The 25557-nt window shown below is 54.9% G+C and carries 13 protein-coding genes; all 13 read left to right on the top strand.

All coding sequences use genetic code 11. From position 1 onward, the window contains the following. Positions 1 to 41: 41 nt before the first annotated feature. The 13 genes from GSQ62_RS05140 (at position 42) to GSQ62_RS05080 (ending at position 25474) form a co-directional block, all read left to right on the top strand. Complete coding sequence (locus GSQ62_RS05140; RefSeq protein ID WP_161888514.1) at positions 42 to 311, top strand: hypothetical protein; 270 nt, start codon at positions 42 to 44, stop codon at positions 309 to 311. Between the two features lie 483 nt (positions 312 to 794). After that, positions 795 to 4913 carry a two-component regulator propeller domain-containing protein gene (locus GSQ62_RS05135; protein WP_161888513.1) on the top strand — a complete coding sequence of 1373 codons (4119 nt, stop codon included), beginning with the start codon at positions 795 to 797 and terminating at the stop codon, positions 4911 to 4913. 345 nt (positions 4914 to 5258) lie between these two features. Continuing rightward, positions 5259 to 6011: a 3-keto-disaccharide hydrolase gene (locus GSQ62_RS05130; RefSeq protein ID WP_237587139.1), complete on the top strand. Its 753-nt coding sequence runs from the start codon at positions 5259 to 5261 to the stop codon at positions 6009 to 6011. 167 nt (positions 6012 to 6178) lie between these two features. Further along, positions 6179 to 6841 carry a GDSL-type esterase/lipase family protein gene (locus GSQ62_RS05125; protein WP_161888511.1) on the top strand — a complete coding sequence of 221 codons (663 nt, stop codon included), beginning with the start codon at positions 6179 to 6181 and terminating at the stop codon, positions 6839 to 6841. Positions 6842 to 7522: 681 nt separating this feature from the next. After that, complete coding sequence (locus tag GSQ62_RS05120) at positions 7523 to 10729, top strand: SusC/RagA family TonB-linked outer membrane protein (RefSeq protein WP_237587004.1); 3207 nt, start codon at positions 7523 to 7525, stop codon at positions 10727 to 10729. Between the two features lie 18 nt (positions 10730 to 10747). Continuing rightward, complete coding sequence (locus GSQ62_RS05115) at positions 10748 to 12409, top strand: RagB/SusD family nutrient uptake outer membrane protein (protein WP_161888510.1); 1662 nt, start codon at positions 10748 to 10750, stop codon at positions 12407 to 12409. A 91-nt stretch (positions 12410 to 12500) separates the two neighbouring features. Next, positions 12501 to 13604 carry a glycan-binding surface protein gene (locus GSQ62_RS05110; protein ID WP_161888509.1) on the top strand — a complete coding sequence of 368 codons (1104 nt, stop codon included), beginning with the start codon at positions 12501 to 12503 and terminating at the stop codon, positions 13602 to 13604. 22 nt (positions 13605 to 13626) lie between these two features. Further along, positions 13627 to 14925 carry an IPT/TIG domain-containing protein gene (locus tag GSQ62_RS05105; protein ID WP_161888508.1) on the top strand — a complete coding sequence of 433 codons (1299 nt, stop codon included), beginning with the start codon at positions 13627 to 13629 and terminating at the stop codon, positions 14923 to 14925. Between the two features lie 190 nt (positions 14926 to 15115). After that, positions 15116 to 16792, top strand: coding sequence for a glycosyl hydrolase (locus tag GSQ62_RS05100; protein WP_161888507.1), 1677 nt, complete (start codon positions 15116 to 15118; stop codon positions 16790 to 16792). A 193-nt stretch (positions 16793 to 16985) separates the two neighbouring features. After that, positions 16986 to 20345: a VCBS repeat-containing protein gene (locus GSQ62_RS05095; RefSeq protein ID WP_161888506.1), complete on the top strand. Its 3360-nt coding sequence runs from the start codon at positions 16986 to 16988 to the stop codon at positions 20343 to 20345. Positions 20346 to 20348: 3 nt separating this feature from the next. Next, positions 20349 to 21698, top strand: a complete 1350-nt coding sequence (locus GSQ62_RS05090; RefSeq protein WP_161888505.1) for a vanadium-dependent haloperoxidase — start codon at positions 20349 to 20351, stop codon at positions 21696 to 21698. A gap of 220 nt (positions 21699 to 21918) precedes the next feature. Next, positions 21919 to 23730, top strand: coding sequence for a glycoside hydrolase family 9 protein (locus tag GSQ62_RS05085; protein WP_161888504.1), 1812 nt, complete (start codon positions 21919 to 21921; stop codon positions 23728 to 23730). Between the two features lie 373 nt (positions 23731 to 24103). Then, entirely contained in the window at positions 24104 to 25474 is a 1371-nt protein-coding gene (locus GSQ62_RS05080) for a sialate O-acetylesterase (protein ID WP_237586996.1), read from the top strand. The last annotated feature ends 83 nt before the right edge of the window (positions 25475 to 25557 follow it).

Below are 25557 nucleotides of genomic sequence, written 5' to 3'. Positions count from 1 at the left end.
TATAAGCGATTCTCTCCCTGTATATATAAAACCACAACCTGATGGGACAAACATACAAACCAGTTGAACCGGGCTTTTGGGCACTGCTGGAGGACCTGGTGGCAAAAAGGCCTTTTATCCGGATACAATATTTCAGCGACATCCGGGAATTTATCACTGTCACGGCGGTACCCAAGGAACTGTTTGAGCGGAATGGCGTGCCTTTCCTGCGCCTGGCAACAGGGGAGGAGATACGGCTGGACCGACTGGTGCGGCTGGGCGACAAACACGGGCCGGGCTACAGCGAGGAGTACTTTAAATGTGATATATAAACGGCTAATGCGGATTTCTTAATCCGCTCCAGACAAAGTTTCGGATGAAGAAATCCGAAACAGCTCTACGCTTCTCTTTAAGCGGATGGCATTGGATTGCGACCTCTCACTACCAGCCTGCTCCGGGCGCAGTCTCGGGGAGGGTATCTGCCTGATCTTGCGGATTTATAATCCGGGAGTATTGAGTTGCGGATATATAATCCGCGTTACAGAACTGCGCCGGCAAAAGAAGCGGGATGAAATGGCGCTGCTCTGGGGAGATTAAGTTTTCTTCGCCGGAAACGCAGCCGTTTCATATATAGCCTGTTGGGTGGATAAAAGGAGGATTTGACCGATGGCTTTCCCGCCCTTTGTCAGGCGCTAAGGGTTTTACTGGAAATGGAATGTTTTCCGGGCATTTTTGTTTAGCTTGGAAGCTGCAAAATCTCACGCTTTCCTGCAACCATGCGTTTCAAAAGGTTTCTACCCTTTCTCCTTTTCCTGATGAGCATCGGGCAGGTGCTGGCTGCCAGTCCGGGGCAGTACCGGTTCTCGCTCATCGACATCAACAGCGGGCTCTCGGACAACCAGATCAAGAGCTTCCTCAAAGACAGCAGGGGCTATATCTGGATCGGCACCTCCTCGGGCCTGAACCGCTACGACGGCTACAAGTTCCGGGTGTTCAAATACAACTCCAACGACACCACCTCGCTCCTAAACAACAATATCATCAGACTTTTTGAGGGCCCCGGGGGAGAGATATGGGTGCAGACCACCGCCGGCACCTGCGTCTACGACCCCCTCACGGAGAAGTTTATACGGGAGCAAGACAGCCTGCTGAGGAAATACAACCTGCCGGATGCCGTGGTGGAGGATATCGTGAAAGACGCTGAAGGCAACTACTGGTTTATCAGCAGGGGCAAAGGCCTCACTCGGTATAACCCGTCCAACGGCGCCTCCGTCAGGCTTACGAACGCCTTCAATGATAAAAACACCCTCAGCACCAACGAGGTAGCGGCTGTCGGGCAAAACGCAGCGGGCGATTTCTGGGTCATCCACCGCAACGGCCTGCTAGAGAAAATCCACCGCAAAACGCTGCAGGTGATAGAGCGGAACGATGACCTTTACCGGAGAAATAAAAAAGAGCAGTTCAGCTACTCCCTCACCGTCGACAGCGACGATGACCTGTGGATATACCTGCAGAACGTGGAAGCAGGCGTGTTTTTCTACGACCACACGCGCAAAGCCCTCTCGCGTTTCCATAAGGGCGCGGAGCGCACGCAGCTCAACAACAACACGATACGGGGCGTGGCGGAGGCGGCCAGCGGCACCATTTGGGTCGGCACCGACCACGGGGGCATCAACGTGATCGATAAAAAAGACTTCTCAGTTTCCTATATCCTCCACAACCCCGAGGTGGAGAAGAGCCTGGCGCACAACAGCATCAACACCCTGTATAAAGACAGGGAGGGAATCATATGGGTGGGCACCTTTAAAAAAGGCGTCAACTACTACCACCCCAACAACATCCGCTTCCCGCACCTGAAGCACCAGGCCTCTCTGAGCCAGAGCCTGCCCTACGACGACGTGAACGCATTTGTGGAGGACAGCAAAGGCAATATATGGATGGGCACCAACGGGGGCGGGCTCGTATTCTGGGACAGAGCGGCGGACACCTTCACCACTTACCGGCACGATGCGGAAAATCCAGCCAGCCTGGCCTCGGATGTGATCGTGAGCCTGCTGCTCGACAGCGGCGGCACTCTGTGGGTGGGCACCTACCTCGGCGGCCTCGACGAGTTTGACGGCAACGGTTTTACGCATTACCGGCACCAGCCCGGCGACCCCGGCAGCCTCTCCGACAATAATATATGGGAGCTGTATGAAGACGAAAAAGAGAATCTGTGGATAGGCACCCTGCGCGGCGGCCTCGAACTCTTCGACCGCCAGACGAACACGTTCAGGCACTCGCGCAACGGCGGGGGCGAGTTTCCGGTACACTGCGATTACATCACCGCCCTGGCTGGCGACGGCAAAGGCAATATATGGGTAGGCGGCGGCTACGGCATCGATGTGATTAACCCGGAAACGGGCAAGAGCACCTACTTCGCCCACGACCCGACGGACCCGAACAGCCTGGTCAGCAACAACATCACCTACATTCACCGCGACACTGAAGGCCATATATGGATCGGCACCACCGAGGGGCTCGATTTATATATGGAGAAGACGAATTCGTTCCGGCATTTCACCGCGGCCGACGGCCTGCCCAACGACGCCATTGTCGGCATAGTGGAGGACGCCGCCAGAAACCTGTGGCTCTCCACCCCAAACGGCATTTCCAACATGCGCCTCAACCGGAAAAACGGCATGAGGGCCACCTTCCGCAACTTCGACGAGCTGGATGGTCTGCAGAGCAAGGCGTTTAACGAGAATGCCGCGCTGCTGACAAGCAGGGGCGAGGTAGTCTTTGGCGGCCCGAACGGCATCAACCTGTTCCACCCCGGCAGCATCGGCGAGAACCACGCCTCGCCGCGCATCGTGTTCACCGATTTTCAGCTGTTCAACAAAAGCCTGGCCGTGGGGGAGCCGGTGAACGGGCGCGTGCTGCTACCCCAGTCCATATCCGCCACCGAGCAGCTTACCCTGAAGCACGATGAGAACCTTTTCTCCATTGAGTTTGCGGCGCTCAACTTCTTCCACCCCGAAAAAACAAGCTACCGCTATATACTGGAGGGCTTTGACAAGGAGTGGCACACCGTTACGAATGCCAACAGGCGCGTGACCTATACCAACCTCGACCCGGGAAAGTACACGTTTAAAGTGATGGCCTCCAACAACGACGGCGTCTGGAACGAGGAAGGCATCAGTATGCAGCTGGCGGTGCTGGCCCCGTTCTGGCTCACCACCGAGGCCTTTTTTATATATGCGCTGGTGGGGGTTTTGCTGCTGGTGCTGGTGCATAAAATGGAACTGCAGAAGGCCCGGACAAAACTGATACTGGAGCAGGAGCGGCGGGAGGCCCGGCAGCTGCACGAGTTCGATCTGATGAAGATAAAGTTCTTTACCAACGTGAGCCATGAGTTCCGGACGCCGCTCTCGCTCATACTGGCTCCGGTGGAGCGCCTGCTCAAAACCACGGAGAACAAGGACCAACTGCTTCAGTTCGAGATGATAAACCGGAACGCCCGCCGCCTGCTCAACCTCGTGAACCAACTGCTCGACTTCCGCAAGATTGAGGTGGAGGAACTGCACTTATATCCTTCGGAGGGCAATGTGGTGAAGTTTGTGGAGGCCACGGTGCAGTCCTTCTCCGATCTGTCGGAGAAAAAGAACATCGCTCTGACATTTAAATCGAATGTGGAGGAACTGCAGGTGTCGTTTGACATGGACAAGCTGGAGAAAATCCTGTTCAACCTGCTGTCGAACGCCTTCAAGTTCACGCCCGACTACGGCAATATCCACGTGGCGCTCAACTCCCACGACAACGACTCTTCCTCCTCCGGCATCAAGCTACTGGAGATAAAAGTGAAGGACACGGGCATCGGCATCGCCAAAGAAAACCACCAGAAAGTGTTTGAGCGCTTCTTCCGCGACGTGGTGCCGGGCAATGTCGTGAACCAGGGCAGCGGCATCGGGTTGTCTATCACCAAAGAGTTTGTGAAAATACACGGCGGCATGATCACCCTCGACAGCGCCCCGAACCAGGGCAGCTGCTTTACGGTGACCATTCCGGTGAAAGAAATTATGCCTGCGCCGGTGCCGGACGGGGCGGTAGTGAAGGATGCGACCGACCTTGTTTCGGACGTGGCGCCTGTGGTGGCCGAAGCGCAGCCCGTTAACAGTTCCCGCAGCAGTTCGCCGGTCGTGCTGCTGGTGGAGGACAGCGAGGATTTCCGCTTTTACCTGCGGGAGAACCTGAAAGAGCACTTCACCATCCTGGAGGCCCGGGACGGCAAAGACGGCTGGCAGAAGGCGCTGGCGCACATGCCGGACCTGATTGTGAGCGACCTGATGATGCCGGAGGTGAACGGGATCGACTTCTGCAAAAAAATCAAGGCCGATGCGCGCACCTCCCATATCCCGTTTGTGCTGCTGACCGCACATGCTTCCGAGGATAAAAAGCTGCATGGCCTGCACATCGGGGCCAACGACTATATCACCAAACCGTTCAGTTTCGACCTGCTGCTCTCGCGCATCCGCAACCTGATTACGCAGCGCGAACTGCTGCAGAAGGTGTTCGAGAAGAAAATCAGTGTGCAGTCGAGCGAGGAGAAAATCGTGTCGCTGGACGACAGACTGATTCAGAAAGCCATCAAAGTGGTGGAGGAGAACCTTGAAAATGCCGATTTCTCGGTGGAGATGCTGAGCCGCGAGTTGGGAGTGAGCCGGGTGCATCTGTATAAAAAGATGGTGGCCCTCACCAAGCAGTCGCCGGTGGAGTTTATCCGGAAGATCAGGCTGCAGCACGCGGCGCAGTTCCTCGAGAAAAGCCAGCTGACGGTGGCGGAGGTGGCCTATAAAGTGGGCTTCAACAACCGGAAGTACTTCACCAAGTATTTTAAAGACGAGTACAACATCCTGCCCTCGCAGTACGCCGAAAGCAGGCAGAAGGAGGCGTAAGGCCGCAGTATATATAGCAGTGAACTCAGGATAAACACCAGTATCAAATATATTCTGCCGATCTTTCGAACCACCCCTGCCCCTCCTTGTCCAAGGAGGGGCAGGGGTGGTTCGTATACAGCTGCAGTACCTAATCATAACTGGTATTAGTCGATGAGGAAGCAAATGTTTTTCCACCTAGCTTGCTTCTCTTTTATAGTACAGGGGAGAAAGGTTTCTCTCTTCCTTTTGAAGAAGGAACCACAATTGCGTTTTTCAACTCAATCCAGTACTTTCACTCCCTGAAATTCTGCACTTCAAAAACAAAAAGAAAAAACACTCCATACTAAAACGATACATATGATTCTGAAGAAAACCGCGCTAGCCGCCGTGGCCCTTGGGCTGCTGACATTCACCCACGCACAGGCTCAGGAAACGCCAAAGCCGCCCAAGATGGTGCCCGAAATGACTGAGTTCTGGGAGCCGGAGGTGCGCGTGGTGACACCGGGCGCCACCAGCACAGAGGCCCCTTCTGATGCCATCATTCTTGTTAATGGGAAAGACCTTTCGCAGTGGAAAGCCAAGGCCGGCGGTGGTGAGGCCAAGTGGCAGGTGAAGGACAACGCGTTCACAGTGGGAAAGGGGGATATCTCCACCAAGAAGGAGTTCGGCGATTTTCAGCTGCACGTGGAGTGGAGCGCCCCCGACGAGGTGAAAGGCGAGAGCCAGGGGCGCGGCAACAGCGGCATCTTTCTGCAGGACCGCTACGAGCTGCAGGTGCTCGACAACTACAAGAACCGCACCTACGCCAACGGCCAGGCTGGCAGCATCTACAAGCAGCACCGCCCGCTGGTGAACGCCATGCGCAAGCCCACTGAATGGAACACCTACGACATCATATATACAGCGCCCCGTTTCAAGGAAGACGGCTCGCTGTTTACGCCTGCCCAAGTTACGGTGCTCCACAACGGCGTGCTGGTGCAGAACGATGTGGATTTGAAAGGCCCGACAGAGTACATTGGTCTGCCTGAGTACAAAGCCCACGGAAAAGCGCCCATCACGCTGCAGGACCACGGAAACCCGGTGCAGTACCGCAACATCTGGATCAGAGAATTGTAGCCAGGCCAATAGGGCAGCAGGCTGTGGTATATATAGCCCTGGCCTGCCGCTGCTTTTCTTGTTCGGTGATAAGGCGCCGGATCAACAGCTTTATATATTAAGGTAATGACAAGGCAGTTGCAGCAGTGGCTGCAGCTTTGATTTTCTAATGTAATCAACTCTCTGAAATGAAAAGACATTTAACCATCGCGGCGCTGGCGTGCCTGTTCGTGCTGCTGAACGCGTTTGCGGCCCTGGCGCAGTCGGATATAAAAGTGGCCTGCGTGGGCAACAGCATCACCGAAGGGGCCGGGCTAGCGCAGACCTACCCGCAGGCGCTGCAGGAGCTGCTGGGCGAGCAGTACGAGGTGCGCAACTACGGCATGGGCGGCCGCACCCTGCTGAAAAAGGGCGACTACCCCTACTGGAACGAGGCGAAGTACGAAGAGGTGCTGGCCTGGAACCCCGACATCGTCATCATCAAACTGGGCACCAACGACACCAAGCCGCAGAACTGGCAATACAAAGACGAGTTCGTGAAGGATTATGTAAAGTTCATCAAGTCCTTCAAAAAGCTGCCTTCCAAGCCAAAGGTATATATAGCCTATCCTGTTCCGGTATTTGAGGATAAGTTTGACATCAGCAAAGAGGTGATGGACAACGAGGTGTTGCCCGCCATCAAAAAGATTGCCCGCAAAGCGAAAGTGGAGACCATCGACCTCTACAAGCCGTTTCTGGGCAAAGCCGATTTGACCTACGACGGCATCCACCCGAACGATGCTGGCGCGGCCCTGCTGGCGCAGGAGGTGTACAAGGCATTGCAGGCCACAAAAGCAGTGCAAGCCAACTAAACCTAGTATATATAAATCACTTCTATATAACATTTCATACAGACTTTCTTTCGCGATGCCCTCCTTTCAGCCTGAAAGGAGGGCATCGCGCTTTATTCCTATGTATATTTATATATGCCGGTCAGCACAGTGTTGACAGCGTTACACCTCATCATCCGAAGACTTGCTATATATAGCTGCGACCAGTGGGTTTCCCTGCCAAGTATATAAGGCAGGCGAATTGTGTAGCGCCCTATTCCTTCGGCCGTAACCTGACTATAAACCCCATTAACCTTCCGGGCCGCTGGTGGCGCCACCTTATCGCTGTGGACAGCAGGGTTAACATGTCGTTAACCCTGGCGGCATACATTGGAAACATTTGATACCCCTGCCGTACCGCATCATTTCATACCTTGTGCCTAAGATGTGGCTTAAAAGAGGCCACTTTTACCGGATGTGGAGCAGTTGAGAAGCAGGCTTCCTTCCTGGTCTATATGGCGGGCGTGGGTACGGAAATATTATAGCGTTTCAATATAGAGATATACCTGCTATAGCGCCGCGGATCAGGTTCCGGCTTATATAGTTCAAGCTCATGTTTGCAAATCGCTTCGAAAAAAGGAATTTTATATATGCGCTTTTACAGATAAAGGAGAAAGCGCCGGTGCAGGCAAAACACAACCCTTACAAATACAACACTGAGTTATGATGAAACACATGTACTATTACAGCGATTATATACATAATCCTGTTTTTAAATTAATGAAAGCGAGCAGGCTATCCCCATTGCTGCTGGCTTTTCTTTTCTTGCAGAGTGTCTGCGGCTTCGCGCAGGCTCCCCTTGCCATCAGCGGCAAGGTGGTTTCTTCGGAAGACAGCCAGGGGCTGCCGGGCGTAAGCATTGGCGTGCAGGGAACAGCTGCCGGTGCGATCACCGATGCCCAGGGCCAGTTCCAGTTGCAGGCGTTTAGCGACGCGGTGCTGGTGGTGTCTTATATCGGTTTCACCACGCAGGAGGTTCCCGTGAACGGAAGAACGAATATTACCGTTACCCTGCGCCCCGATGATAAACTGCTGGAAGAGGTGGTGGTGACGGGTTACGGTGAGGTTCGAAAAAGCGAGATAACAGGGGCGCAGACAACCATTTCTTCAGAATCGATTGAGAAGACTGTGAACACTACCATCGAGCAGGCCATTCAGGGGCGTGCTGCCGGGGTGTATGTAACCCAGAACACCGGTGCGCCAGGTGGCGGTATCTCGGTGAACATCCGGGGGGTTAACTCTATCGGTGGAACCAACGAGCCGCTCTACGTTATCGACGGTGTGCAGATTGAGGGGGAGATTTCTCCTTCCGGCTCAAACCCACTCTCTACCCTAAACCCAGCGGATATCGAAAGCATGGAGATCCTGCAGGGGCCTTCTGCCACGGCGCTATATGGTTCAAGGGCTACAAACGGCGTGGTGTTGATTACCACCAAGCGTGGCAAGGCGGGCGACATCCGTATTAATTACGCCTATCTATATAGCGTACAGACCCCCCCTGAAAAACTGGAGGTGATGAACCTGCGCCAGTACGCCCAGATGGACAACGAGTACAAGTCAATTGCAGGCGGCAATGTGCGCGAGGACTTTCTGGACCCATCGCTGCTGGGCGGGGGAACCGACTGGCAGGATGAGCTCTTCAAGAGCGCGCCGATGCAGAAGCACCAGCTAAGCCTGAGTGGCGGCAGTGAGAAGACAACTTACTATCTGTCAGGGGAATACCTGGACCAGGAGGGCGTCGCCCTGGGCTCTGGCTTCAACCGGGCCTCCATCCGACTGAACCTGGATAACCAGGCGAAGGAGTGGCTTTCTATCAAAGCGAACATCAACTACGCGCAAACAGACGAGAGCATTTCCACAACGCAGGCTGATGTTATTAGGATGGCTATTCAGCTGGCTCCCCACATTCCGGTAAGGAACCTGGACGGTACTTATGGGGGTGGTATTGTAACGGCGACCAGTACAGGAGAACAGTTTACGCCGCCAAACCCCGTCGGACTTGCTGAGCTTACGCAGAATGACCTGACCAAGCGACAGTTGCTGGGAGGCCTGACATTAGGTTTTAAAATCACGGACGATCTGGACTTCAGCACAGCCTTTAACGGAAACGTCGGTTTTTCGAACTCCACGTATTTCCTGCCAACGTACAAATTCGGCTATCAGCAAAACACAGTCGCTGTCCTGAACAACAGAAACAGCGTGAACACCTCCTATAACTGGAACCAGATGCTGACCTACAGAAAGCAGTTTGACAAGCACAGCATCAACCTGATGGCAACGCACGAGGTGAATGAGTCTACCTGGAAAAACCTGTTTGGCGAAAGACGCGGTTTCCAGACGAACGAGGTTGTAGACTTGGAGGCTGGAGACGAGGCGACAAGCGTGGCCAGAGGCGGACAAGGTACGTGGGGAATGGAATCTTACCTGGGCAGAGCCATCTATAACTACGACGAGCGCTATATCATTACGGGCGCTTTCCGTGCGGATGGCTCCGTAAACTTCGGCCCGGAGAACAGATGGGGTTACTTTCCGTCCGTATCAGCTGCCTGGCGCGTGTCTGAGGAGGAGTTCTTCGCAGTTCCTTTTGTAAGCGACCTGCGGTTACGCTACGAGATTGGTCTGACAGGTAACCAGGGAGAGAGTGGAGCCATATATGGTACGCTTACTGCCGGTCCTACGCCCTGGGGCACCGCTTTCTCAGCGAGAAGGTACCCGAACCCGAACTTCCAGTGGGAGGAAACGAAGACCAACAACTTCGGGATAAACCTGGGCTTGTTTGAGAACAGGGTGCAAATAGAGGCTGACTACTATATAAAGGACACTGATAACCTGATTCTGGATAGCTCCCTGCCCTGGTATATGGGCACAAATGGGAATGGCTCGATATTGCCTCCTATCGTTAACATCGGTTCGCTGCAGAACAAGGGCTGGAGCTTAACCCTGAACACCATCAACATCGACAATTCAAGCTTCAGATGGTCGTCTAACTTCAACCTGTCTCACTTCAAAACAGAGGTGAAGAGTTTAACCACCGAAACCAGCCAGGTAGATAAAATCAACTGGTGGATGAACAACTGGACGCAGCGTACGGTGGTAGGACAGGCCCCGTGGTTGTTCTACGGCTATATAGAAGAAGGCATCTTCGAGTCTGTTGAGGAGATTCAGAACAGCGCCCTGCCAGCCGACAACAACGGGGTAGAGTTCCCGATTGCGGAAAACAGCATCTGGGTGGGCGATGTGAAGTACCGCGATATCAACGGAGATGGCATCATCTCCGGCGAGGACCAGACCTTTATCGGTAACCCCTGGCCAAAATACTATGCCGGTTTCACTAACGATTTCTCTTACAAGGGCTTTGACCTGAGCGTCCTGATCACCAGCACCATCGGAAATGACATCTACAACTACCTGCGCAGCGAGAACACCAACCCGAACAACATTAACCTGGGTCGCAACCTGTTCGTGGGCGCATTCGACTATGCCAATGTGCAGTTAGACGCGGAAGGGAACCCCTATCTTACAAATCCAGGTACGGTTGTAGCCCGAATGTCGGGAGGCAATAAAAACAACAACTTCAACCGTCATACCGACAAGTACGTGGAGGATGGTTCATTTGTAAGACTCAAGAACATCACGCTGAATTACAACCTGCCATCTTCCGTGATGGAAAAACTGAAGTACATTAAAGGAGCGAGAATCGGGGTAAGCGCACAAAACCTTTACACCATCACAGACTACTCTGGTTATGACCCTGAAGTTGGTTCTTATGTAGGGCCGAACGCAGATGCAAGAAATGCCTCCATAGGGGTAGATTATGGCCGTTATCCACTAACACCGGTTTATTCTGTGAACGTTGGCATTGATTTTTAATTAAACACGAAGAGCAAGATGAAAAATAGATTTTTATATATAGGTGGGCTTCTAACCCTATCCCTTTTCTCGGGCTGCGAGAAGGAATTTCTGGAGAGGCCGCCGCAGGATACCCTGGTGGATGCCAACTTCTTCAAGACCGATGCGCAGTTGCTGGCCGCGTCGGCCCCGCTCTACAGTGTGGTGTGGAAGGATTATGTGGACAAAGCGTCCTGGGCCCTAGGCGACCTGAGGGCTGGAACCACGATGCGCGCCTGGGGATACAGAGACGACGTGTTATTCAACACAACGGAAGTTTCGACCTCCAACAGCGAAGCGTACCGCACCTTCTGGATTGTGGTTGGCCAGGCGAACACCTTGATCCAGAACGTGGAGCGCTACGCCGGGCCTGAAGTGTCGGAGGATATAAAGAAGCACGTCATCGCCGAGGCACGCTTTATGCGCGCCACTGCCTACTCTTTCCTGGTCATGAACTACGGCCCCGTTCCGATTATCGAGAACAACATCGAATTATTGAACAGCCCGGAGGTGAAGCGCAACACCGAGGAAAGTGTTTGGGAGTTTATCACCAGAGACTACCTGTATGCGGCTGAAAACCTTCCGGAGAATTCCATTGACGTTGGAAGGATCTCAAAATGGTCGGCGGAAGGGATGCTGGCCAGAACTTACCTGACCAGGGCCGGAGTTGGCGGCAGCATGAGCCAGGAATACCTGGACAAGGCGAAGGAGTACGCGGAAAGGGTGATTACCATGAGCGGCCACACCCTGCTTCCTGATTATGCCGACCTGTTCCGTTATCCTTATGACAACAACATCGAGTCGCTGTTCGAGCAGCAGTGGGTATACACCACCAACTATGGCTATGCCAACACAATGGTGTCTCAGATCACCTACAGCAACGACATTGCCAACGGCGATGGCTGGGGGGGCGATTTGGGAGCCTCCTGGTGGCAGCTGAGCCTCTACGACGGCTTGTTCGAGGACGGGTTCACGAACGATGAGCGTTTGAAAGCTACCTATATGCTGCCGGGCTTTCATTACCCCGAGATATCACAGACAGTCAGAGACGCGGAAGGTAACGCCACAGAGCAGGAGTTGGTTTTCCCGGCGCCGGGAGCCGATGCAGACAACAGCTTTGTAAGCATCAAGAAGTATGTGGTGGGTAAAGCGGCAGACGTAGACGGCCAGGCGGGCCAGCAACGCTACCCGAACGACACCTACATGCTGCGCCTGGCCGAGATGTACCTGATCTATGCAGACGCCGTGCTGGGGAGCAGCGAGTCTACGAGCGATGCCAAGGCGCTGGAATATGTAAACGTGATTCGCGAAAGAGCAGGTGTAGCCCCTCTGGAAGAGTCACTAACCTGGCAGGATGTGTTTGAGGAGCGGATGAAGGAGTTCGCCATGGAGGGATTGGCCTGGTACGACCTGGTGCGAATCCACTACTACAACCCGCAGCGGGCCTACGATATCATCAACAACCAGGACCGGGGACTCTTTGTGGTGCATCCGAACCGCATGCCGAACCCTACCTCCTGGGAGTTTGAGAAGACGTCGTGGTTCGCGGAAAGAACGGCTACGGCCAACTCCGGTAACTTCCTGCTTCCTATACCGGCATCAGAGTCAAGCCAGGCGCCGTGGCTGCGGGACGAGCCTGTCCCATATGAGTTTGGGGAGTAGCATTAGCCTTGTTAAAAGTTAAAAGAACTTATATATGAAATTGAATTTTAAATCACTGTTGTTCCTCTTTTGCGCCTTTGCAATGGCAGGAATGTTTTCAGCTTGTTCGGAAGATGAGGACCTTCCGAACAACGGCACCCCGGCAATCAGCTATATCCGGGTCACGAACCCGGATGCCTCCGATTCTCTCATCGCGAAGGCGGGGCAGGGAGCCATGATAGCCATCGTGGGGCAGAACCTGGGCAACGCACGCGAAATCTGGTTCAACGACCTGCGCGGATCGCTGTCGCCTACCTTCATCACCAATACTTCCATCATCACGAGGGTGCCGTCAGATATTCCGACAGATATCTCTAACCGCATGAAGATTATTTTTGCGAACGGCGATTCACTGCTGTACGACTTTGTGGTAGACATCAGTGAACCCGTGATTACCGGCATGCTGAGCGAATATGTGAACACAGGGGAGGTAGCCACCATATATGGCAATTACTTCTACGAGCCTGTTATGGTAACATTCACAGGAGGGGTAGAGGGAGAAGTAGTTTCTGTGTCTGAAGAGAGCAATGCCATTGAAGTGCGGGTGCCGGAGGGGGCAGAGCCTGGCCCGGTTACGGTGAAAACTAATTTCGGAGAGGTAGAATCTGATTTATGGTTCCGAGACAACCGGAACATCATCGCCAGCTTCGATGGAACAACTGCCGGTCTGTGGCACGGTCCGGCTTATATTAAAGCATCTGATCCTGAGATACCGAACATCAACGGTAATTTTATTCGCGTAAAACGTGAGTTGGGTCCTTGGGCCTGGTTTGAGATGTATGTAGGACCAGCAGAAAGCGATGTGGCCAAAGAGACCAAAAACATCCCGGCCGAGGCATTCGCAAACCCCGGTGATTACGAACTGAAGTTCGAGGTATTCACGCTGGCTCCCCTGACTGGTGCTGAAATTAAGATGTACATGGGGCCGAAGATGGCAGATGAGCGTGGCACCAGCTATACCTGGAAGCCAAACGTGGACACCGGAGGCAAGTGGGAAACAGTGAGCATTCCTTTTGAGGAGTTCTATGCTGCCAACCAGTCGTTTGCCTATAACCCGGCGGGCTACGGCGTCTCTTTCCACTTCAGCGGCCCGCTGGCAGTAAACGCCAACTTTGCGATTGATAACATGCGCGTAGTGCCAACATCGGTTGACTAAACTTTAAAGCTCAAGAAGAAATATGAAGAATGTATACAATGTGAGGCTGTTCACGCTTGTGTTTCTGTTCCTCTTCGCCGGTTTCCTGACAGCCTGTGAAGACGATGAGGACAGTGAACCGAACGGTGGCATGGTGCAGTTGCTAAGCTTCGGCCCCTCCGGCGTACAGCATGGGGAAGAGATAAAGTTCATCGGCCACAACCTGAACAAAGTGGAGGCTGTGGAGCTGCCGGGAGTGAGTGTTCCGAAATCGGCTTTCAAAAGCCATACCTCCGATATGATTGTGCTGGTAGTGCCGCAGGAAGCAGGTGAAGGTCTGGTAACGCTGAAAACTACTGATGGGGATGTTGTCTCTAAAACAGTGCTGAGTTTTGAGGTGCCGGTTACCATCGAATCGGTTATGGAAGAGGCACGTCCGGGAGCGAATATTACCGCCACAGGAAATTACATGAACTGGGTAACAGGCGTGGTGTTCGACAGCGACACGGTGAGCGAGTTCGTAAGCCAGACCATGAACGAATTGGTGCTGCAGGTGCCGGTGAATGCCAAGACAGGAAGACTGGTGTTCCTGACAGGTGGTACAGAGCCGCAGGCCATTGTAACAGAAACGGATCTGGTTGTCACCCTGCCATCCATAGCTAATTTGGCACCAAACCCCGTGGAGCGCGGCAGCAACCTGACCATAACCGGCGAAAACCTTGATCTGACGATGGGTGTTTTATTCAATGGCATAACAGAGCCCATCACAGAGTTTGTGAGTGTGTCTCCTGCTGAGCTTGTTGTCGTGGTGCCTGCCGAAGCCGGAAAAGGGGTCGTAACACTTGTAGCACACTCTGGCGTACAGGTTGAGTCAGAAACATCCTTACAATTTATTGGGGATTTGCCTCCGCTCGCAGCGCTGCCCTATTTCCTGTACAATGACGCAAGAGGAACAGGCTGGGAAAACTGGGGATGGGGCGGTGCCACCAACTGGGAGAGCACTGAAAAAGTGCGACAGGGAGATTTTGCTGCCAGGAAGACCTACGACGGCAGCTACGATGCAATCCGCTGGCACATTGGCACAGCCGTGTCTACCGCTGATTATACTCATTTGGTGTTCTCGGTCTATGGCGGCCCGGGTACAGATGGCAAAATCGTAAATATCGTGATTGATGAAGGCTATAATCCTCCTGCTGGTACATTCAACGTAGTGGAAGGAGAATGGACCACTTATACCATTCCACTGTCAGATTTGGGCAGCCCGGCAAGTATCGGGGATATCATGTTTCAGTCTGCCGGTTGGGCCGGGGTAGTGCATTACGACCATGTCGGTTTCAAATAAGCTTGATACACACCAGCACAAGCTAATCTGAGTAACAGAAAACCCCTGTAGTTTTACAGGGGTTTTCTGTTACTCAGAATCTCAATATCCAAACCTTGCTAAATCTGGAGCACAATCATCGGCACGTATAGAGCCAATGTTCTGTTTTCGACAGGAAGTACCGAACTCCGACGTCTGTAACACCTCATATATGAAAAATACCTACACCCCGCTAATCTGTCTGGTATGGCTGCTGCTCTGCTCCCTGCAGGCATATAGCCAGAAATATGAAGCCGAACAGGCAGCCCTATCCGGCGGAGCGGCGAAAATCGCGTGTCCTGGTTGTTCCGGCGGCGGCGCGGTGGCGCAGGGCGAGGGCAACCTCACTTTCACCGTGACGCTCCCGGCAGCAGGATTTTACAACATCTCTATCAGGGCGGCCTCCCCGGCAGGCGACAAGATAAACACGTTTGGCATAGGCGGCAACACGCTGAATTTCTCCCTGAAGAAAGATGCCGCCTACAGCACCCTGCAACTGGTGAGCGCCCAGAAACTGGCGGCCGGGCAGCACCAGGTAAAGATTACCAAATCCTGGGGGTGGATTAACATCGACTATATCGCGTTCGAGGCAGTGGAGGACACTCACAGGTTTGACCTGAACCAGACGCTGGTGGCCCCAAACCCGACTCGTGAGGCAACCGCCCTGTACAATTTCCTGCTGGACAACTACGGTGATAAAATAATCTCCGGCGCGATGACCCTGAACAGCTTCGATGAATCGGACTGGCTGAAGGAAAACACCGGCAAAGAACCGGCCCTATTGGGGATCGACTTCATGCACAGCGGCCGGAACTACACCTGGTACAACGACGAGACGCCCATCCACGACGCCAAAACCTGGTACGGCCGCAACGGCATTCCAGCCCTGATGTGGCACTGGCGCGACCCGTCCCGGCAGACGGAGGAGTTTTATACCCAGAACCAATCAAAGCCGGAAGGCACAGCGTTCGATGTCTCGAAAGTCTCGGATAAAAGCTCAGCCGAATACAAAGCCATGCTCGCCGATATAGACTATATAGCCGGCATGCTGAAAAAGTTGCAGGACGAGCACGTTCCCGTTATCTGGCGCCCCTTGCACGAGGCGGCGGGCGGCTGGTTCTGGTGGGGAGCCAAAGGGCCGGAGCCACTCAAAGCCCTGTGGCAACTCCTATATGACCGCCTGGTGAACCACCACGGCCTCCGCAACCTCATCTGGGTATGGACAAGGGAGCCCAATGATGATGCCTGGTACCCGGGCGATGCTTATGTGGACATCGTGGGGCGGGACATCTATAGGGAGGGCGACCATGGTTCGCAGACGCTGGAGTTTGGCGAGATGAACAGCCGCTATGGCGGCAAAAAAATGCTGACGCTGAGCGAAGTGGGCTCCATCCCAGATGTAGATGATTTGATAAAGGACGGGGCGGCCTGGTCGTGGTTCATGCCCTGGTACGGCGGCTACACCCGCGACAGCAAGCACAACTCGCTGGACTTGTGGAAGAAGCTGTTTGCCCACGAGTACGTGCTAACGTTGGACGAGATGCCGGAACTGCGCACCTATAAGCGACAGGACACAGCGGCCGGCCCGTCGGAGCCGACGGGCTTGTGGGACAACGGAAGCGAGAAGCCCGCGTTCGCCGCATACCCGACTGTGGTGGAGGCTGATTTAACTATTAGCAGCGAACGCAGGATGGAAACCGTCGCCATATATAATGCGCAGGGCCAACAGGTGAAGGCGCAGAAAGTAAGCGGCACCAAAGCCTCCGTCTCTTTTGAAGGACTTTCTTCGGGTATATACTTCGTGAAAACGAACCTGAACGGGGCGGCGGTGCGGGTGGTGAAAAAGTGATATAGCTTCGTGTGAAAGAAGTCATTGCCATATTATAGAAAATACATCGCATCAATCCCTCACCTGAAGAGGAATTTAACAGAGCGGTTTAGGTGTTAAGGTACCTGTTGACTTGCGATTTCAGCGCAGAGCGTCTGCGCCTTTTGCAGGTATGTGCCCGATTCCTTACTTTTGGATTCCCTTACAGAACAGCATGCAGTTTTTGAAATTACCCGTTCTCGTTTGCCTTTTTGCACTGGCTGTTTTTGTGGCAGGCTGTCAACCGAAAGAGGCGGAAGTAGAAACCAGTGCGGCACAGCAGCACAACGCGCCCGCTGAAACGCTGTTTCGCCTGCTGCCCGCCGGGGAGACCGGCATAAACTTCAGCAACACCATCCAGGAAAACCCCTATGGCAACATCCTGGCGTACCAGTATTTCTACAACGGCGGCGGCGTGGCCGTGGGGGACCTCAACAACGACGGGCTACAGGATGTCTACTTCTCTGGCAACATGGCCCCAAACGCCCTTTACCTGAACAAGGGTGACATGCAGTTCGAGGATATCACCACGTCAGCGGCGGCGGCTGGCAGGCCCAGCAACTGGAAAACGGGCGTGAGCATGGCCGACGTGAACGGTGACGGGCTGCTGGATATATACCTCTGCTACTCCGGCAACATGCCGCCGGAGGCGCGGGCAAACCAGCTTTTCATCAACCAGGGGCCTGATGCCAACGGCGTACCGAAGTTTGTGGACGAGGCGCAGGCACATGGCCTGGCCGATGCCGCCTTCAGCACCAGCGCCACCTTCTTTGATTATGACCGGGACGGCGACCTTGACATGTTCCTGCTGAACCACAACCCGAACGTGTTCCGAAATCTGGATGAAACAAGCATCCGGGAAATTCAGAAGAAGACGGAGCCGGATATGCGGGTGAAGCTGTTCAGAAACGACGCAGGCAAATTCGTGGATGTGTCGGATAAGTCGGGCTTTGCAGGCTCGGCGTTTACGTATGGGCTGGGCGCGGGTGTGGCGGACATCAACCACGACGGCTGGCCCGACATTTATATATCCAACGATTACTCCGCCCCGGATTACCTTTATATCAACAACCACGACGGCACCTTCACGGACCAAATCAACCAAAGCATCGGCCACACGTCGCTGTACTCGATGGGCAACGACATCGCGGACATCAACAACGATGGTCTGCTGGACATCTACACCCTCGACATGCTGCCGGAGGACAACCGCAGGCAGAAGCTGCTGTTCTCGCCGGACAATTACGAGTATTTCGAGCAGTTCATACGGGCAGGTTTCAGTCCGCAGTACATGCGCAACATGCTGCACGTCAACAACGGCGACGGCACCTTCAGCGAGGTGGGGCAGCTGGCGGGCATCTCGAACACCGACTGGAGCTGGGCCCCGCTTTTCGCCGACTACGACAACGACGGCTGGAAAGACCTCTTCGTCTCCAACGGCTTCCTGCGCGACTTCACCAACCTCGATTTCGTCAAGTACCGCAGCTCGTTTTTCCAGAACGCGGGCGGCCGCATGAACCCGAAAGGCGTTTTGGAGCTGGTGAACAAGATTCCTTCCTCCAACGTCAACAACTACATATACCAGAACAACGGGGGCCTGGCATTTACGAACAAAGGCACCGACTGGGGCGTGAACTTCGCCTCGAACAGCAACGGCGCCGCCTACGCCGACCTCGACAACGACGGCGACCTGGACCTGGTGGTGAACAACATCAACAAGCCCGCTTTTATATACCAGAACGAGGCTGGCAAACAACTGAAGCGCCACTATCTGCAAGTGAAGCTGGCGGGAGCAGGCAAAAATACGGCAGGCGTTGGCGCAAAGGTGATGCTTTACAAAGACGACCAGCAGCAGTACCAGGAGCAGATGCCGACGCGCGGCTACCAGTCGAGCGTGTCGCCGGTGCTGCACTTCGGTTTGGGGGAGGCGGCTGTGGTGGACTCGCTGCGCGTGGTGTGGCAGAGCGGGAAGCAGCAGGTTCTATATGAGGTGAAGGCCAACCAGGTGCTGGCGCTGCAGGAGAAAGAAGCCACAGTCCTATATAGGTATCTGAATACCAAAGCCTCGCCTGCTTTGGAAGAGGTGGAGTCGCCGGTGGCGTTTACGCATCAGAAAAAGGCGGTGAACGATTTCAAGCGCCAGCCGCTGCTGGTGAACCCCATGTCGTTTTCGGGGCCTGCGCTGGCGAAAGCCGATGTAAACGGCGACGGGCTCGAGGACGTCTATGCCGGCGGCTCAGCCGGACAGGCGGGCGTGTTATATATACAGCAGCGGGGCGGGCGCTTCAGCCCAAAACCAAACGCTGCGTTTGAGGCCGACAAAGAAAGCCAGGACGTGGACGCGCTGTTCTTCGACGCGAACAAGGACGGGAAGCCGGACTTATATATCAGCAGCGGCGGCTACGGCAACTTTGCGCCGGAAGACGCCTTGCTGCAGGATCGGCTCTATATAAACAACGGCATCGGCGACTTCACAAAAGCCACGGAAGCACTGCCCAACATGCGCACCAGCAGCAGCTGCGCCCGCGCGGCCGACATCAACGGCGACGGCTATATGGATTTGTTCGTGGGCGGCCGGGTAGTTCCGGGGCGCTACCCGGAGATTCCGCAAAGCTATATCCTCCTCAACGATGGCACCGGCAAATTCAAAGATGCGACGGCCTCAGTGGCGCCCGCTTTGCAGCGCATCGGGATGGTGTCGGATGCGGCGTGGCATGACCTGGATGGTGATAAAAAGCAGGAGCTGGTAATAGTGGGGGAGTGGATGCCGGTAACGGTGTTCCAGAACGTGAACGGCAAACTACGCGATGCCACTGACCAATACTTCGAAAAGCAGTACAACGGCTGGTGGAATAAACTGGTGGTGGAGGACTTTAACCAGGACGGAAAGCCGGATTTGATGGTCGGGAACATGGGCCTGAACTCGCAGGTAAAAGCCTCTGGTAACCAGCCAGCGGAGCTGTATTACAAGGATTTTGACGACAACGGTTCGGTGGACCCGATACTTACTTTTTATATCAAAGGCCAAAGCTACCCCTACGTGACGCGGGACGAGCTGCTCGACCAGATGAGCATGATGCGCACCCGCTACGTCAGCTACGAGAGCTACGCTGACGCCACGCTACGGGATCTTTTTACGCCGGAGGAACTGAAAGGGGCAAAGCAACTGTCTGCTAATTACCTGCAAACAGCTTATTTTGAGGCCGGTGCAAACGGGAAGTTTGTGGAAAAACCCTTGCCGGTACAGGCCCAGTTCGCCCCGGTATATGCCATTCAGCCGCTGGATTATAACCGGGACGGGAAACTGGATGTGCTGCTGGCAGGCAATATGAACGAGGCCCGCCTGCGCTTCGGCAAGTACGACGCCAGCTACGGTGTGCTGCTGCAGGGCGATGGGAAAGGAAATTTCACCTATATTCCCCAAAGCAAATCGGGCCTGCAGCTGAAAGGCGATGTGCGGAGTATGTTACACATCCATAACCTGCTGCTGTTCGGCGTGAACCAGCGGGAAATCAAGGCATATAAAGTTAAGTAGTCCATGAGAAAATTACTGCCCCTCTTTTTCATCCTGGTATATATGGCTGGCTGCAAAGCGCCGGACCAGCAACCGCTTCAATTCCGAAGCGAACATATCAGCGGCGTGCTGGCTGAAATGACGGACATGATGGTGAACGATGTGACCAATCCGCCCTTGGCGGCGCGGTTTTACTCCTATGCCACGCTGGCCGGTTACGAGGTGGTGTCGCAGAACGACAGTGCCCGCCAGAGCATGCACGGCATTCTAAATGAATACCCGAAAATTGAGAAACCCGCCGGACTGACGAACTACTCCACGGAGCTGAGCGCGCTGCTCGCCATGATGGAGACGGCCAAGAAAATGCAGCCTTCCGGCCCGGTGCTGGATGCCTACGAGCAGCAATTCCTCGATTCGTGCCGCACCGCCGGTGTGCCGGAGGAGGTGATTGCCAACTCCCTGAGCTATGCCCAGCACATCAGCAAAGCCATCCTGGCCTACGCCAAGGCCGACAAGTACAACCGCATCAGCAACTACGCCCGCTACACGCCTTTCGAGGAAGAGGGCTCCTGGCACCCGACGCCGCCTGCCTTTTTCGCTCCGGTAGAGCCATATTTCAACACCGTCCGCTCCTTCACCCTCGACACCTGCGCCCAGTTTCAGCCAGCGCCTCCGGTGGCTTTCTCAAAAGATAAAGACTCTGAGTTTTACAGGCTGATGGCACAGTGCCAGCAAAAAGGCAGCAACGGCCTGACAGAAGAGGAGCAGCAGATAGCCGCCTTCTGGGACTGCAACCCCTTCGCGCTGCAGGACAACGGCCACCTGATGGTGGGGATGAAAAAGATATCGCCGGGCGCGCACTGGCTGGGCATTGCCGGCATCGCCTGCAAACAGGCCGACAAGAGTTTTTCGGAGGCCATGGAAATCAACACGATGGTGTCTGTAGCCTTGATGGATGGCTTCATCTCCTGCTGGGACGAGAAGTTCCGGAGCAACCGCATCCGCCCCGAAACGGCCATCCGGAAGTATATGGACACCTCCTGGAAGCCGTTTTTGCAGACGCCCCCTTTCCCGGAGTACCTGAGCGGCCACTCGACCATTTCGGCTGCGTCGGAGGTAGTGCTGACGCACTATTTCGGTGAAAATTTCAGCTATACCGATACCGTGGAAGTGCGCTTTGGCCTGCCCGCCCGCAAATTCGAGTCTTTCCGGCAGGCGGCCATCGAGGCAGGCCTTTCCCGTTTTTATGGCGGGATACACTTCATGGACGCCATCGACAACGGGCGTGCGCAGGGGCTGCAGGTAGGCGAGTGGGTGCTGCAGAAAGTCGGCAGACAGCCCGCCGCACAGGCGCGCGAGCTTGCCCAGCAGTAACATCCACTTAGACTTCTTTAAAGCATATATGGCGCAAGCGTCCCTGCAACGATGTATAGAATCAGAACTACGTTGGGGTGAAAGAAGGGAGGAGATACCATTACATACCCGGCCGTTAACATCTCAGCCATATATCCGAAACATCCGGTAGCCCCACTTGCCGGTTGTTTCGCTTACCTTCGCTGTGCATCCGTTAACGTCATTCCTAAACCCCCGTCCCATGCACCATCCGACTTTTACTCGATTTATATATGGCCTGTCTGCCTTGTTCCTTTTTTCCTGCTCCAGCGCGCAGCAGGAGTCCGGGGAGACGGCGCAGGTGGCGCAGCAGCAGTTGACTGAAAGTATCCGCCTGAACCAGGTAGGTTTTTACCCGAACGCCACCAAAGTGGCCGTGGTGGTGGGAGAGCACAGCGGCGGTGCATTCTACGTGAAAACAGCCGACCAGCAGCAGACCGTATATACCGGCCAGCTCACCGACATGAAACCCGGTGAATTCTCGAACAGGCCCACCCGTATCGCAGACTTTTCGGAGTTCAAAGAGAAAGGAAACTACGTGCTTGCCATTCCAGGCGTCGGGCATTCTTACCCCTTCGAGATTGGGCAGGACATACACCGGGAGGCGGCCGCGGCTTCCATCAAAGGGTTCTACTATCAGCGGATGTCCACGGATTTGCCGGAAACCTATGCGGGCAAATGGGCGCGCGCGGCAGGCCACCCCGACACCGAGGTGCTGATACACCCTTCTGCCGCTTCGGAGCAACGGCCGGCAGCCTCCAAGATATCTGCCCCGCGCGGCTGGTACGACGCCGGCGACTACAACAAGTACATCGTCAATTCCGGCATCACGACGGGCACGCTGCTGTCGGCCTACGAGGATTTCCCGGAGTTTTACAAAACGCTGGAACTGAACATACCGGAGAGCGGCAACCAGGTGCCGGACATTTTGGATGAGGCGCTCTGGAACCTGCGCTGGATGCTGGCCATGCAGGACTCGAACGACGGCGGCGTGTACCATAAACTGACTAACCCGAGTTTCGATGGCATGGTGATGCCTGCCGAGGCGACCAACCCGCGCTACGTGGTGCAGAAAGGCACCGCCGCCACCCTCGATTTCGCTGCGGTGATGGCCCAGGCAAGCCGCGTCTTCCGCAACTACGAAAAGGAGTTTCCGGGCCTGGCCGACTCTGCCCGCACGGCTGCCGTGAAAGCCTGGAACTGGGCGCAGCAAAATCCGAATGTGGTGTATGACCAGAACAGCATGAACGAGCAGTTTAAGCCGGAGGTCTCTACCGGGGCTTATGGCGACAAGGAATTCCAGGATGAGTTTATCTGGGCCGCCTCGGAACTATATGCCACCACCAAAGACGACAGCTACTACAAAGCCGTGAACATGCTGCCGGATACGGAAATGCCATTGCCATCGTGGCCGCAGGTGCGGCTGCTGGGTTACTACACCCTCGCCCGCTTCGCCGATGAACTGACGCCCGCTGCGCAACAAGACCTGCCGGAGATAAAGAAGCGAATTATCGCTTTTGCCGATGAGATGATATACGGCGTCTCCGAACGCACGTACCGCACCGTGATGGGCAAAACGGAGAAGGATTATATATGGGGCAGCAGCGCCGTGGCCGCCAACCAGGGCATCGCCCTCCTCCAGGCCTACCAACTCACCAGCGATAAAAAGTATATCGACGCCGCGCTGGCTAACCTCGACTACCTGCTGGGCCGCAACGCCACCGGCTACTCTTTCCTGACCGGCTTCGGCGACAAACCCATTATGCACCCGCACCACCGTCCTTCCGTGGCGGATGGGATAGAAGAACCTGTGCCGGGCCTGCTCTCCGGCGGGCCAAACGCGCGGGCCGACAAGCAGGACAACTGCACCACCTACACGACTGCCTTCGCGGATGAGATGTTCACCGACAACGACTGCTCCTACGCCTCCAACGAAATCGCCATCAACTGGAACGCACCCTTCGTGTACCTGGCAGGCGCGATAGAGGCGCTGCAGGAGAAGGCTGCGTTGTAGCAAAAGCGGTTATATAAAGCGAAGCTCCTGCTACAGAGCGGAGGCCTCGCTTTATATATGGAAGCAGATTTATATATGGCTACGGGAACAGACTCTATATAAACTTATAAAATCCAAGCTGCGATTTGCTTCCGCTGTTAAGATAGGACCCACCCCTGCCCCCTCCTTGGAGGGGGCAGGGGTGGGTTTTCATTCAGCAGCTTTATATACCGGAAATTGAGTTATATAATGAATGGGGCTGATTTATTGCCGTTTTTTCTTTTCTTTACATACAGCCACCAGAACCACTGGCTATATATAAATCCTCACTGTTAATTTTAAATAGATGCATAAGATGAAAAAATCGCTTGTTTCTTTCCTGGTTGCGATAACCTTGAGCCTAAGTAGCGCGGGGGCTGTCTCGGTGCCCTCCATCTTCGGGAGCCACATGGTGCTGCAGCAAAATGCGGAGGTAACGGTATGGGGCTCTGGCAAACCGGGGGAGGAAGTGACCGTGACGGGAAGCTGGGACAACAAACCCGTCACCACCAAGGCCAGCAACCTGGCGAAGTGGTCGGTAAAGCTGAACACCCCAGCCGCAGGAGGCCCCTACACCCTAACCATCAAAGGCCATAACACCATCACGCTGGAGGACGTGCTGGCAGGTGAGGTGTGGCTCTGCTCGGGCCAGTCGAACATGGAGTGGTCGGCGGCGGCAGGGATTGACAACGGGGAGCAGGAGGTGCCGAAGGCCATGTATCCGGAGATTCGCTTTTTCAGCGTGGCCCACCAGACCGCCGACGGCCCGCAACTCGACGTGCAGGGCGAGTGGGTGGTCTGTACCCCGGAAACGATGAAGAACTTCAGCGCCATCGGTTATTTTTTCGGAAGGGAGCTGCACCAGGCGCTGGATGTGCCGGTGGGGCTGATCAACAGCAGCTGGGGCGGCACGCCGGCCGAGGTGTGGGTGAGCCCGGAGACAGTTGCCCAAAACCCGGTGCTGAAGCAGGCGGCGGCCACGCAGAAAGAGGTGCCCTACGGGCCGGTGCGGCCGGGCAAAACCTACCACGCCATGATAGCGCCGCTTACTCCTTTTAAAATTGCCGGGGCGCTCTGGTACCAGGGCGAGTCGAACACGAATGCCCCTGAGGCATACGCCACCATGCTGCCGGCACTCATCAACAACTGGCGCAGCGACTGGGGCTACGAGTTTCCGTTCTATTTTGTGCAGATAGCGCCTTACAAGGGCTACGGCCCCGAGGCAGGACCGCTGCTGCGCGACTCCCAGCGCAAAAGCCTGCGGGTTCCCAACACGGGCATGGTAGTGGTCAGCGACATCGGCAACAACGACGACATCCACCCCAGAAACAAATTGGACGTGGGTAAGCGCCTGGCCAACCTGGCCCTGAATAAAACCTACGGCCAAACAGACCGCCCCGCCTCCGGTCCGCTGTTCCGCGAGATGAAAGTGGAAGGCAGGAAAGCAAGGCTGTACTTCGACTATGCCGACAAAGGACTGGTGCGCAAGGGCAAAGAGCTGACCAACTTTGAGATAGCCGGAGAAGACGGCCAGTTCGTGAAAGCCAATGCAAAGATAGACGGCAGCACGGTGGTAGTGCAGGCGAAGGAAGTAAAGAAGCCAGTGGCGGTGCGCTTCGAGTGGAGCAATACGGTAACGCCGACCCTCTTCAACAAAGCAGGTCTTCCGGCTTCCTCTTTCAGAACCGACAGCGCCACGGCGCAAGTAGGAGAGGCGAAGCGTTAATAGATAAAAATATATAGGTTGCAAGCATCCGCTAAACTCAGCCATATATAAAGCGAGCGCCGGTCATTTATCTGACCGGCGCT

It is taken from the genome of Pontibacter russatus, assembly GCF_009931655.1.
Classification (GTDB): Bacteria; Bacteroidota; Bacteroidia; order Cytophagales; family Hymenobacteraceae; genus Pontibacter; species Pontibacter russatus.
This window is presented reverse-complemented; position numbering and strand designations above follow the sequence as displayed.